Here is a 12904-nt window from a genome sequence, read left to right as displayed (position 1 = left end):
TAAAAGTAAATCATTGCTCATAGTGTGGTAATGTTTGGCGAATCAAGGCCTATTAATTTAATGATAAAAAAGCCAGTCGTCGCAGTATTATAACTTATAATTATTTTTTAATAAGAGCTTATATTATGCCTAAAGCACCTAAGTCACATCATCATATTGGCAGTCCTAAGCGACATAAACCCCATCATCATGCCGCTGCAGGTCACCATAAACATCGTCCACCACATCATGTTGAGTGGTTGTTTAATATACATAATGAAGAGCTTACATCTCATCAAATCGGTGAGTACATAAAAAGTATTGGTAGTAAGATACAAGAGGAGGGCCGCGTTAATATTAACAATAATGAAGTTGTGCTTCCGAATGAAAACATTGAGTTAATTATCCGCCACGAAAGGGCACCCAGGGGCGAGCTTGTATTTAAGCTCGAAATGAAATGGATAAATTCAACAGAGTCGACAGAGCTAGACGCTAATGAATCGATCAATATAAGCTGAAAAACTTGAGTATTTAAGTTGCTTACATCGCTCCCTCAAGCAGGGAGGGTACGTTCAATAATAAACACGGCACTATACCTGCTGAAAATTCCTAAGCTATTAGCGGCAAGTAGAGACAGCGTTTTTAAATGCAGGCAAGGCTGTTGGGCTCGGGCTTCATTTAAAAGAAGAGTCATGGGCAAGGTTGTTAGCTTGACGACAGATAGTTCGGTGACACAGGTATAACGTGGCAATAATAGCATTATGCTACCTTTATGCTGGGATACCGCACCATGAATAAAAAGATATTGGCTGAGATACAGGCCGACAATGGATTAAATGCCGTTATACTTGAAGATCTGCTTAAAGGGCAGGGGCTTGAAGAGCAAGTTTGTGCTCAAATTGTTAATAAGGTCTATAGCCCCGAAAACCACCCACCTATCTCTAAAAAAGAACTGTTTCAATTAAATGATACGATTAGGGAAAATGACGGTGATGGTCTGAATAAAGATAAAGGTTGGTTGGACGTTATTACGGATGGACTTTCTTACCTTGCTTTTATCGGCCTGTTTAGCCTTTTCACTTGGCTTATTGTTAACGAACAATCAAGAGCTACTATTGAATTCGGTATTCAGCCGGGCTTTGTTATCTTGATTGCAGTAGCTATTATATTCTTTATTGCACTCTTAGAAGGCTCTCAAATAGCAATCATTGATATTGCTGATAAAGATCTTGCTAATGTTGCTGATCGTTATCCTATTGCTTCTCAAATACAAAAGCTAATAAGAACTAAAGAGGGTATAGAGGACTATCTTATTGGTCGTCAGCTTCTTGTCGTCGCGTTAGTGATAATATTCTCTCTAATGACGTCTTTCCCTAATATAAAAGGCGTTATTCATACTGTTAGCATTCCTTCATTTATCGATTTCATCGCTTTTAAGCTGGGTTTGCTAAATGCGCTTATTATGCTCTGGCTTGGTCAGCTTATCCCCCAGTTGCTTGCGAGCAAAGCACCACAGACAATCTTAAACTCGCGATTGATGAAGTGGGTCGTTAGGCTTTGCTTGTTTATTAGTCGCTTAAAGATCGCTAAACCATCTTCCTTCTTCGTGTCGCTAGCAAGGGTCAGTGAAAGTAAGCCCGCAATGTCTGCCTTTGAAAACTTCTTGAAATATAAGGACACCTATCGTCATCACGTTGATAGCTATGATATAAAAATATACTTTGATGAGAATATGAATCCTTCGTTAGAGGCCCTGCAAAAATTATCTTTTTCAGGCTACGTAAAGCATATTACGAGCAAGTCAATTGCAATATACGGTAATATATTGAAATATCGCTTTGATCAAGAGCACTCTGCTATTAATAAGGACTCGGTAGATATTCAAATAGCTGATGCTGACTGGGGCTCAGAGCCAATTAATAATGGTGAGATGAAATATTTCTCCCATCTGTTAGAGCCAGCTAAACGAGACTTTATAGCTGATGATAAGTTGGTGGTTGCTGAGTATTTTGAGCTAGATGAAACTGAGCAAATTGATTGTAGGATCAATAAACCGACTCGTATTCTGTCAATACAATGCAACTTCCCACGAAAACTTATTGAGAAGAGTGGCGGCAAGCAACCTGAGCTGATCATTGAACATTCGACTTTTGATGAGGCAAGCGAGGCCTTTGTCGTCGACCACTGTTATCAGTTAACAGTTAAAGAGCAGGGGGAGTTTTTTACGGCCTCCTTTGCCCAGCAGCACCCTACATTGAAGTCCTCTTATACTATAAGGTGGGCGTTTCAATAGGCCTTCAATGGTAGGTCGTTAATATAATCAATGTAATCGATAGAAAGAGGTAAGATGGATTACAGCTAGCCCTTTGATAGGGCTAGGATGCTCTTTTTTCTTGTTGATCAAGTCGCTAACGACTCTACTTTAGGTTCAAGCTTAACTTTACGTAAATCCTCATTGTTGAGCAGCTCCTTGAAGTAACCTTCCTTTCGGCTTAGGGCGCTATAATTGCCTTGTTCGACAAGCTCTCCCTGCTGAAAGCAGTAAATATAATCAGCTTTCTCGATGCTGCTTAAGCGATGCGCAACGGTCACAATCGACTTATCTGCGAGGCATTCCCTTACACCCCCCTCTACGCTGGCCTTGGTTTCGGCATCTAACGCGGATGTTGCTTCGTCGAGAACTAGCATATCGCACTGAGTTCTAATCGCTCTGGCAATCGCTAAGCGCTGACGTTCGCCGCCGGATAAGTTCCGACCTTGTTCATCAAGCTCGTGCAATATGCCTTCAGACTTATTGTTAACAAAGCTTGTCGCAGAAGAAACGCTGAGAGCATGTTCTACTTCTGCGATATCAACAGACTCCAGCTCATCAGGATAGGCAACATTATCGATGACCGAGCCTTTAAATAAGAAGGGAGACTGAGGTACATATGAGATTATTTTAGCCAAATGATCCTTGGATAGATCCCTAACTTCCACGCCGAAAATCTTTGCGCTTCCTTCATAGGATTGAATGCCGAGCATAACTTTTAACAAGGTTGACTTACCTGAGCCACTCTCACCGGCGAAACCGATTTTTTGGCCCAATAGAATTTGCATGTTAATGTTAGATAAGACTTTTATGTCTTTCGTGCCGTCGTCGATGAATACTGACAAATTCTCGCACTGAAAGAAAATAGCGTCTTTTTTGGCGGGCACTTTGCGTCCCAATAGCAAGTCATCTGATTTCATCTCATAGATTGAGCGGAGGTCGAAAATCATCAAGCTAGCTTCAAAAGCCTCATCCACTATGCGGTGTAAATCCCTGAGCGGTGTCGCTGCTGCTATATAGAGAACCGAAAAGGTAAGAATGTCGCCGGCAGTTATGAGTTGTTTTTGCAGCAAGAAAAAGCCAATAGCAATAACGGCGATAAAGCCAATGCCTTCAATCAGCATCTTTTGTGCATCGAAGAACATCATCCATTTATGATGCAGAAACTCCTTCTCCTGCAAGTTCGCTGCGACTTCTCGTGTTTTTTCGACCTCACGTTCGCTCGCTCCGGCAACCCTAACATACTCAATTCCCAGTATTAATTCCGCCAGCTTGGCGCCGATCTTTTCTTTCGCCCTAAATAGATCTATTCGAATACCTTTTTGAGAGGTGACCTGCCAAGCGGTCACTGAGCCGCCAAGAATGAGTACGACGAGCATCACCAATGCTATAGACCAGTGAAATAAGGCGGCAATAACGAGGGCTGTGATGGCGGTTATTAGGTTGGGCAGGCAGTCAAGAAAGCAAAGCTTAATTAGTTTGATGACGCCCTCAATACTCCTGTTAACTTTGATGTTTAATGCGCCGACTTGATTTTTGCTGAGCACATTAATCTCCACCTTAAGCAGATGGGCAACCACACTTACAAACTCATCTCGCTCCAGCTCGGTGGCTATTTTCTCAACAATATACTTCCTTAAGACGACGACAAGCTCGCGTGCAAAGAGCAGGCAGCCTACGATTATCGCATAGTCATATAATAGCGAAAAAGAGACGGCCGTTTGTGTTGCTTCAGTCACCATCCCGCCCAATAGGATAGCGGGATAGTTTGTCATCCAGCCAGCAAGGCACATTAAAATAACGGCAAAGCCCATCTGACGAAGCCTTTTTCCATGCAAGCTTTTAAAAATATATTTCGCCGAGACGGTAACGATGCTGAAATTAGAGGGTGTTTTGTTGTCCACTATTTTTATTCCTTTAAAGTGTGAGCGACCGGCCAGTTTTGGCTGAGTCTCTTCAATCGCTACGGCCGCTAACCCGTGCTGAATTCATGTTGCGCTATCCATGGCAAACAGGGCAGAAAATTTTAAGCGCTAGCACGGACAAAGTCGAGTATTTAGAGGTTAGTAGGCGCAATGTGCTTCCACTTCCTTGGGGGTATCAAATGGCGCAACAGCGTAGTAGGTTGTTTTAGGGCAGATCCTTTGATTTATGGCGGCTTAAAGCTAATCACGGTCTGTTTTGGAAATAAATAGTAATATTTCTCTATTTTCTATCCTCGACGTTAATGACGCATAGAGCTAGAGTGGATCGTCAGTAGAGTTATTAGTGAGGCTAACGGGGGTAGCAGGAGCGTCCGCCCTCAGCTTTTTTATATCAAGATAATATTGCTATGGCAACTTGATGTCGATTGTGTAGTTGATATCGCATTCTGAGATAAAGTCTTGGTCATGGCTGACTAAAAGAAAGCTCCCGTTAAACTCTTTCAGTGCCCTAGCTAAAAGTGTTTTCGAATCAAGATCAAGGTGATTGTCAGGCTCATCAAGTAGCAGCAGAGGGTTTGCAGCTTGCCGACTAGCTACCAGCATCGCCAACTTCATTTTCTCACCGCCGCTCAGTTGTTTGACTAAGCGATGCACGCTTTCATGCCTAAAGCCAATTCCGGCGAGCATTGTTCGTGCATGGTGCTCTTCTACGGTAGGGCAGTGTAGGCTAAGCGTCTCGAGCAATGATAGCTCTTTGTTTAGCAAACTGAAGTGTTGATCGAGATAATAGAGTGGGGCGTTCACACTGGCCTCACCTGAAGCTACAGGCAACCTGCCTAGTAACGTTTTTAACAGTGTCGACTTGCCGCTTCCGTTGCGGCCTGAAACATGTACTTTGCTGCCCGTTTTAACAACAAAGCTGATAGGTTGTTGCATGCCATGGGCTAATACGCAGTCTGTGAAGCTGACGAGTGTTGTTATTTTGCTGTGCGTTGTTGTAATAGTGAATGCCTGCTGTTTTAGCTTCTCTTGACGGGCTTGTAATGACTGGTATTTCGCTTCTAGCCGTTCTCGTCTGCCATGATCATTCTTGGCGCGATTTGCTGCTGAAGCTGTAGCCATGCTCCGCATTGTGTTCATCGCAATCTTAGGCTGGCTGCCTTGGCGGCGATCTTGCAAACCTTTTTTAGCCCGTATATCTGCCTTCTCACGGTTCGATTGGCTTTCTTTCTTCAGCTTTTTCTGGTGCCGTTGCACATTATCAAGCTGCCGCTCGATGGCTAACTTTTCAAGTTGTTGTTGCTCAAAGAATGTATCGAAGTTGCCACCATATTGGCGCAGGCCGAGCCCGCTTAAATGCCAGATCTGTGATACTTGGCGTAGTAGCATACGATCGTGACTAATAAGAAGGATGTGGCCATTGAACTGTGCCATCTCCCGCGCTAGCCACTGCCTTCCTTCGTGATCCAAATGATTTGAGGGTTCGTCAAGAACCAACAGATCTACCCCTGAATGAAGAAGCTTCCACAGTTTAAGGCGGGTCAGTTGGCCACCGCTGAGCTCATCGCATTTTTTATTGAAACCGTCGTTAAGACCCAGCTCGGCAAAGAGTAGTTTGAGCTCGTTTTCCAGCCGCCACTTATCACCGATAATTTCTAAGCAGTTATCATCGTAATGGCCTCGCTCTACCTGCCTTAACGCACCTAAAATAGAGTCGAGCTGTAAATATTGCAGCAGAGTCAAGTGACTTAAGTCGGTTGTCGACGTGAGTTGACTAAAACTTTCTACACTGCCGTTTAGTATCACGTTACCATCACTCGGCTTACGCTGTTTCGCTAAGATTGAGGCGAGCACGGATTTTCCGCAGCCGTTGCGTCCGATCAAGCCGGTGCGTCGCGCCGACAGCTTGCAGGATATATTGCTAAATAGCATTTCACCGCTATCGAATTGGTAACTGATTTGCTGTGCTTGAAGTAGTGGCATGTATTGCCTCCTGTGTATCAGGGTGGCAATAGGCGTAGCGAGTAGAGAATGGCAGTGCTTAGAATGAGTTGCAGCAATGCTACAAATACCGTTAAGCAGAAGACGAAGCTACGCCTACTAACCCTGTTAATCCAAAGTATAAAAAATGAAGATGGATGACAGGTGTTAGTAAATCATCGTGGCGTAGTGCTCCGTAAAAAGTGTTTTTCGAATTCTAAACGCTATTAACCTAAACTGGCAAGCATTTTTATAATCATGATGAGATGGCGTGGTGTATAATGTTGTTTAAGATACCTTCTTTATAAATAATCTACTACTTTATACTTCTCGAATATCACCATATAAATCCCGCATTGGCATACCTGCTTCTTGGCAAATAGGCCTTTCATGGCGATAAACATTGTCATACTCAATTCTAACGCTCCATGGCTGTCTAGTATGACCTGTTGCGCTGTACTCGGCTCTTGCTTGCCCAAAGGTTCGTCCATGTGCTCTTTGAGCGAAAGAACGAGCGGCATTATTGATATCACCTAAAAAGGCTGCCGCGAGCCCACGACCTCCATTAACCCATAGCTCTGGTTGTTCTATTTTTTGTATTGCATGCCCTAGCTCATGGAAGAAAGCAATGTACGGATGCATATTTTGGAATCCTGCGTGTGTGGTGGCGCCGCCTGGGTTCACTTGAGCGACAATATCAACATTAATATAAATGATGCTTCCTCCATGTTGGCCGACTGTCCCTCCACCATAGGCAGGGGTGCCTTCCCCATCATCAAAGCATGTGTATCCACCATGTTTCATTCCTACTAGATATATATTCTCGTCACTATCATGGGCTATATTGAGCAGCCTTTTTGCTGTAGGTGAGTTACTGTCAGCCCAACACTGAACCTGGTATAGATATTGGCGCATTGCAACTTTGCCTGCTATTCCAGTCGCTCTTCTCCTTGATAACCCCATAACATTGTTTATTTGGAGTCTTGAAGGGCCGCCTACGCTATCCCCTGAACAAAAAATAATAGACATAATATTATACACTCTCTCTAAAATTATATTGATGGCTGCAGATAAGTCATCTTCAGCCTTGGCGTCAGTGTGCTACTTGGAACTTTTATTGGTTATTACATTCTATTTCTCGGTTAACGTGATAATAAGGTTATTAACCTTTAGCAAATTAAATGCCGACTTTGTTTTGTGTTTGGAATAGAGGGTTGAATACTTCTTTTTTCGTAATTCATCATGAGAAATATTAGTGAGATATCGCTTGTTTCTAATAATGTTTAAATTTATTTGCCAGCATATAAGGCATTAGCTTTTATTCTGCACTAATACCGACCAGTCTGTTTTCTCGATACAATGCAATGCCGTTCTGATATACGCATTTGTTCAACTTGTCGATTACTAAGACGCATCATGGGGTGATGAGCGTGTTATTTTCGGTTCTTGCATGTTTTCTCGCTAGCCATAAGCCGTTACGCTGAGGCGGGATTAGATGAAACGAAGATCAGACAAGGAAGTGTTATGGAGCAGCCGAATAATATAGAGGGCTTTATTGCCGCTTTGGATAGCTACTTGCCAGAAGGTGCCGGCGATAGAGCAGAACAATATCAGCCAGATAGCAGTGATGTGTTTATTGCCACGTACCCTAAGAGTGGTACCACTTGGATGCAGCAAATAGTACATAGTTTACGCTCAAACGGTGACATGTCGTTTGACGACATCTCCACCATCGTGCCGTATCTTGAGGGCGGCGATCAGATGGTCCCGGACTTATACCAGCCACAAGTGGCAAGGCCACATGCTTTTAAGACTCACTTTCATGCAGAACGCTTGCCCGAGGGTGGGCGATATATCTTCACCACCAGAGACCCTTACGATGTGGCGATGTCATACCATCAATATATGGAGGGGTGGTTTTTTCAGCAAGGCAGTATCTCCATGGAAGAGTTTGCGCTCGAGTATATGTTTGACGATCCGCATCTCGAGCACTATTGGCATCATTTAGCCAGCTGGATCAAACGAAGAGAGGAGGAGAATGTTCTGTTTATGGCCTACGAAAACAACTGTAAAGATTTCAGCGGTGCGGTGAATAGGGTAGCTCGATTCATTGGCGTTGACGATGAAGCCTCAATTAATACTGCCATTAAAAATAGTTCGTTTGAGTTTATGAAGCAGCATGCCGGTAAGTTTGATGAACGTACAATGCAGCTTGTTTACGGTCAGCAACCTGACCAGGCAACTTCTGGGAAAATTCATCAAGGTAAGAGCGGTAAAGGTGAAGCTTTTGGAGAGGCAGTTAAACGTGCTTTTGACGCTCGTTGGGCGGAATATATAAAGCCTTTAGGGTATGATGACTACGAGGCATTGCTTGCTAGTTGTTGATTAATACCTTATCTAACTAAGTGCATGTAGTACCTGGCCTGCGTCTATTATTCCGGTTCTAGGGGCGTTGGTCAGGAAGAAAAGCGATAAACATATTTCCTACGCTTTATAAGCCAAAAACCTAATTAATATTACGGTAAGTGTCATAAATTTCGACACATCGACTACTTCTTCGCATCAATTCAAGTCAATAATAACGTACTCAATGAGTGATTAACTCTGATCGATGTTTCTATGAAATATCTAAAGCCTCTATTAATCCAAGAGAAATAGAGGGCGATGTATTGTCGCTTAGTCTTCATTTGTATTCCCCCCAGTGTGGATGCTTTTACTCCTGTTTGTTTTCGTTAGTGTAGGGTTTGTTAAAGGGCTCGCGTACGGAGTAAGAATGCCATAAACTGTTAGTCTCGCTAGCGAATATAACGACACGGATATGTCTATTATAATCAAGGATAAAGATGGTAATGATTTTGACATCCTCTTGGGTGGCGGTCGTCAATGGCCATCGAAAGATAACTTAGCGCAGTGTCCGATTATAGGTCGAGCTGAGTTAGAGCGTTTTGACCCGCTTGAGCTTTATAAAGCGGTCAATCATTTCTATCGAGGTTACGCCAAAGGCTATTTGTATCGCTGTCTTGAGGCACGCACACCTTCCTCTGGTTATCGTGGTCGTGTTGATTTATTACCTGTTTGTCCCAAGATCGCGCTAGGTGACGCGATGGTCAACAGTGAGTTGATCTTAGTTCGCAGCAATGGATCGAGTACAACGCCACCACGCTCACAGTTACGCCTAGAGATTGCCAATGCCTGTAGCGAGATCCTGATGGATGAGCGGCAACACGCTAAGATGCTCGCGGCGCAGATGGGGCGAGAGGGGACAATTAATAAGGCCTTAATCTATACCGGTGCGGCGATGACTGGGCTAGGGCAGCCTGCATGGGGCTTAGCGGTCTGGCTCAAGGATGTTAGCGACCTGATGAACCCAGTGGTGCGAGCACAGCATGCCTTCCGTGCGATACAGGCGGGAGCAAACAGTGATGACTTTATCACCGCTAGCAAGGAAAGCTTGGCGGCATCAGAGTGGCGCGAGCTCGTCGATGTCTTAGGGTTTGACCCAAATAAGCTGACTCTTCAGCATTTGCAGCAAGCGATGGCCGCAGCGGAAATGATCTACGAGGATGCGGAGCTACGTGGCGATCTGACGCGTTTCGCCAAAGGCTACGCCGATGCTCAGCACGCCATAGAATATACCACGATGGCCGGTGCAGCGGTGTTTGAATTGATTTTGACCCTCTTGCTGCTAGCGATCGGGGGGGCTGGCGCAGTGGTCAATACGGCGAGAAAATCGCTCCAGACTCCGAAGTTCAACAAGCTCGGTGACTTGTTGTTGAGCTATACCGGTGGTGGCAAGAAAAAGAAAAGCCAGCACGAGGTGGGTAGTGATGCCGATGCTCAGCCATCTTCGCTTGCAGACTTCGAATCTGAGGCGGCCGGGAGCTCAGCGCGCTGGATCGAACCGGCTACAAGCAACAGGCGAGGGCCTCCGGTTGAAAATGCTGATAATAACAGTATGATGCATGAGGTAGATGTTGTTCCAGACACTGTTGATAGGGTAGCGCGTTTAGAAATGCTCCAAAACGTGCGTAAGTCGCTCCAATCAAGTAATCCTGGAGATATTCTTGAAGGTCAAGTTGCTCGTAGATACAAAGATCAGCTCCAAAATTTCAATAAAAAATTCGGACCTAATGGGGCGGATGGCGAGATTGATGTTGAGCTGCCTAATACTATAATTGAAGTTTCTGTTGGCCTGAAAAAAGGTAGGAAGGCTCGTATTCAGAGGGAGAGGTTGCTGAGTGAAACCTTGAACCCGAATCAAAAACCTGTCATACAATTTTCTAAATCGCATAAGCGAATGACCTCCGCGCAACGTCAGCATCTACTGGACAGTGGGCTTCATGATGTAGCGGCATCTTTTGATGAATTGGATGAAATTATTAGGGATCTTCACCAATAGAAATAGAGGGGAACGATGGAATCCATAGCTGTATTTTTAACGTCAGACATTGATTATGTAAGTAGTGAGCTTTTCAACTTTGGAGTTAAGGGGAGTGATATCGAGAAGCTCTTCTTTGATGGTGTTGAGGGCTCGAATCTTTATCTTTGTTTATATCCATTTGTGGATGAAGATGAAGATGTCAGAGTGGAAGTTGTTGGAGTGGAGCCTAAATTAGAGTTCAAGACGGTTTTAGGCATTGACGTTGGTCGGTCTTCTAATAGTTGGCTTGCTTGCTTAAAACTAATTGCTAGTCTTGTTGAAAAATTTCAGGGTGGAATTCTAATTGATGATTCTGTGGGTGATTATTGGAGGCCGACGGAAATAAACAGCCGAACGAAGAAAAAGGGCAAAGAATTTTTAGAGCCTTATATCGGCAGGGTGGAAATTGAACGTATTTGGAATAATCTGGCTTAGCCCGTAGCTCCAGACACTAAACTAAGAAATCCTGATCGATTCGATTTTGAGGTTAATAGGCAAGGGATACCGTCTTCCTATCTAGATGAAGTAGCAGATTGAATCAAAGTATGATGAGTTGGCTGAAGAAGGTGCTTATTACAACACATTGGTTAGAAATTGTGTTGATTCAAACCCTCATGGCATTAATCTAAAAGAAGCTCATTTAATCATGGGTTATACAACTAACTTTTTCCAAAAAACGCTGAATAGTTGAGTTTTAGTGGTGAAATACTGTCTAAATCCGCAAGAAGGTTAGTTAACTCGGTAAATTCAGCATTAGATAAACTTCCATGAGCCCAATAGGACACCCACCCTCAGCACCCGGTGCTGTATAGGCTGGGTTTAATCCTTCCTTTGATTCTTTTGCTTTGCGGCGAGGCGGGCAGCACGGAGTGTATGTAGAGCATGGATGAAACTCATGATATCGCTAGGTTCTCGCTAGGTTTTCCTCGTTGCTAGCTTGAGCTAATAAAGGAAGCGACCATCAAATAGCTGCCTATTGTGTGATTTTAGGCTTACATCTCACGCTAGTCGTTGGGAGTAGTAAGGAACTGATCAATGGGGGGGGAATTTATTTATTGCACGTAAAGGAAAGACAATAGTGACCTTGTCAGCGGTCACTATTATTTCTTTCGAATATAATTAAGCTTTTCTACGACGAGCTATTCCAACGAGGCCTACAAGGCTTGTTCCAAATAACCATGCTGCTGCGGGAATAGGCACCTCATTAGTTTCGATAACAATGCGTTCAATAACAAATCCAGCTTGAGTTCCTTGGTCGTGGTCAAATGAAAAAGTATTGAATAAGCCAATATCAGAGAAATCAATAATTCCTTGGCCATCAGGCTCTGTTGTCGTAATAGTGCTGCCATCGAATGTGGTGCCAAATTGATTGGTATAAGCAATGTTGGCAGCGCCATTTTCTGTTGAAAAATTAAATAGTGTTTCAACGGGAGTAATTGTAACTTCAGCGCCACTTAATGCATCGAACTCAATTTCTATAGAGCTTATCGATTCAGAAAAGCTTAAGGAGTAGCTTCCTCCCGTATTACTGCCGCCAAGGTGAAGCCCGGTATATATTCCACTGCCGATGAAAGCTATGCTCCCACCTGTATTACTTGTTGTGAGTGTGACCCCATCAACGCTGAGCGGATTGCCAGAGGCAAGGTCAGTATCTGTAAAAGTAACGATTGCACCGTGTGTATTAACTGATAGTGCGAGTGTTGCCGCCGTCAATGCGATTGTCTTAAAGTTCATTTTCGTATTCCATTTTTTGTTTGTGTGTCCTTACGCGGCGAGATTCTAACTTGTGTTAATTGCTTCAGCAATCATTTTTTTTAAATCGTTTTCTGCGAATAAGTTCACGTAGTAATTAAGCGACAAATCTACTGTTAATTTAATCAAGTTGCGCATTCTTATTTAATGACTTTATATAAACTTCCGCTTGCAGTTTATACCTTGTTTCGTGTCATTCTCTTTGTAATTATCGGCTTACGATTGTCTGTCGTTCTATTTTGAGGAGTTTTTCTCGAATTGCATGTGCCTTTCTGACGGCGGTGCTTACTTTGAGTTATGATGAAAACTCACACTTTGATGTGGGGGCACTATCGCTGCTATTCGTTGTTAGGCTAGTTTTAGGGTATTGATGCTATGCGTTCCATAAATAACGTTATTGCTTAACTTGAAAAGAAAATATGGTCTTAGTACTAATGTCGCTTTTAATTACACACACACTAGGCTTTGGCTTTATATCGGCGTTAGTCATATTTTAGTCAAATGGGTAGGTGGTGGCGACAAGGTAGGTCGATATGC

9 protein-coding genes are annotated in these 12904 nt (G+C 43.5%); 5 read left to right on the top strand and 4 right to left on the bottom strand.

Annotation, left to right across the window (positions count from 1 at the left end; all coding sequences use genetic code 11):
• Positions 1–125: 125 nt before the first annotated feature.
• Both EDC56_RS00635 and EDC56_RS00630 read left to right on the top strand, forming a co-directional pair.
• Entirely contained in the window at positions 126–497 is a 372-nt protein-coding gene (locus EDC56_RS00635) for a hypothetical protein (RefSeq protein WP_123710613.1), read from the top strand.
• 272 nt (positions 498–769) lie between these two features.
• The gene (locus EDC56_RS00630; protein ID WP_162844036.1) at positions 770–2272 is read left to right on the top strand and encodes a hypothetical protein; all 1503 of its coding nucleotides are present in this window, start codon (positions 770–772) and stop codon (positions 2270–2272) included.
• A gap of 107 nt (positions 2273–2379) precedes the next feature.
• Here EDC56_RS00630 and EDC56_RS00625 read toward each other — a convergent pair whose 3' ends face one another.
• From EDC56_RS00625 to EDC56_RS00615, 3 genes are all read right to left on the bottom strand, one after another.
• Positions 2380–4194 (bottom strand): ABC transporter ATP-binding protein, encoded by a 1815-nt coding sequence (locus EDC56_RS00625; protein ID WP_123710611.1) that lies wholly within the window; start codon positions 4192–4194, stop codon positions 2380–2382.
• A gap of 426 nt (positions 4195–4620) precedes the next feature.
• Positions 4621–6198: an ATP-binding cassette domain-containing protein gene (locus EDC56_RS00620; protein ID WP_123710610.1), complete on the bottom strand. Its 1578-nt coding sequence runs from the start codon at positions 6196–6198 to the stop codon at positions 4621–4623.
• A gap of 318 nt (positions 6199–6516) precedes the next feature.
• Positions 6517–7224, bottom strand: a complete 708-nt coding sequence (locus tag EDC56_RS00615) for a hypothetical protein (protein ID WP_148059266.1) — start codon at positions 7222–7224, stop codon at positions 6517–6519.
• 495 nt (positions 7225–7719) lie between these two features.
• On the opposite strand from EDC56_RS00615, the gene EDC56_RS00610 reads away from it, so the two are divergent.
• The 3 genes from EDC56_RS00610 (at position 7720) to EDC56_RS00600 (ending at position 11050) form a co-directional block, all read left to right on the top strand.
• Entirely contained in the window at positions 7720–8580 is an 861-nt protein-coding gene (locus EDC56_RS00610; protein ID WP_123710608.1) for a sulfotransferase domain-containing protein, read from the top strand.
• Between the two features lie 433 nt (positions 8581–9013).
• Positions 9014–10594, top strand: coding sequence for a hypothetical protein (locus EDC56_RS00605; protein ID WP_123710607.1), 1581 nt, complete (start codon positions 9014–9016; stop codon positions 10592–10594).
• A 15-nt stretch (positions 10595–10609) separates the two neighbouring features.
• Positions 10610–11050, top strand: a complete 441-nt coding sequence (locus EDC56_RS00600; RefSeq protein ID WP_123710606.1) for a hypothetical protein — start codon at positions 10610–10612, stop codon at positions 11048–11050.
• Between the two features lie 684 nt (positions 11051–11734).
• On the opposite strand, the gene EDC56_RS00595 is transcribed toward EDC56_RS00600, so the two are convergent.
• Positions 11735–12349, bottom strand: a complete 615-nt coding sequence (locus EDC56_RS00595) for a VPLPA-CTERM sorting domain-containing protein (RefSeq protein ID WP_123710605.1) — start codon at positions 12347–12349, stop codon at positions 11735–11737.
• Positions 12350–12904: the final 555 nt, after the last annotated feature.

It is taken from the genome of Sinobacterium caligoides, from assembly GCF_003752585.1.
GTDB classification, from domain to species: Bacteria; Pseudomonadota; Gammaproteobacteria; order Pseudomonadales; family Sinobacteriaceae; genus Sinobacterium; species Sinobacterium caligoides.
Note: the sequence above shows the minus strand (reverse complement) of the source record. Positions and strands in the feature narration are given on the sequence as shown.

Coding starts and splice junctions, on each gene's coding strand:
- EDC56_RS00620 (WP_123710610.1), bottom strand. CDS start 6,198: ATGCCACTACTTCAAGCACAGCAAATCAGTTACCAATTCGATAGCGGT.
- EDC56_RS00610 (WP_123710608.1), top strand. CDS start 7,720: ATGGAGCAGCCGAATAATATAGAGGGCTTTATTGCCGCTTTGGATAGC.
- EDC56_RS00635 (WP_123710613.1), top strand. CDS start 126: ATGCCTAAAGCACCTAAGTCACATCATCATATTGGCAGTCCTAAGCGA.
- EDC56_RS00630 (WP_162844036.1), top strand. CDS start 770: ATGAATAAAAAGATATTGGCTGAGATACAGGCCGACAATGGATTAAAT.
- EDC56_RS00615 (WP_148059266.1), bottom strand. CDS start 7,224: ATGTCTATTATTTTTTGTTCAGGGGATAGCGTAGGCGGCCCTTCAAGA.
- EDC56_RS00595 (WP_123710605.1), bottom strand. CDS start 12,349: ATGAACTTTAAGACAATCGCATTGACGGCGGCAACACTCGCACTATCA.
- EDC56_RS00600 (WP_123710606.1), top strand. CDS start 10,610: ATGGAATCCATAGCTGTATTTTTAACGTCAGACATTGATTATGTAAGT.
- EDC56_RS00605 (WP_123710607.1), top strand. CDS start 9,014: ATGTCTATTATAATCAAGGATAAAGATGGTAATGATTTTGACATCCTC.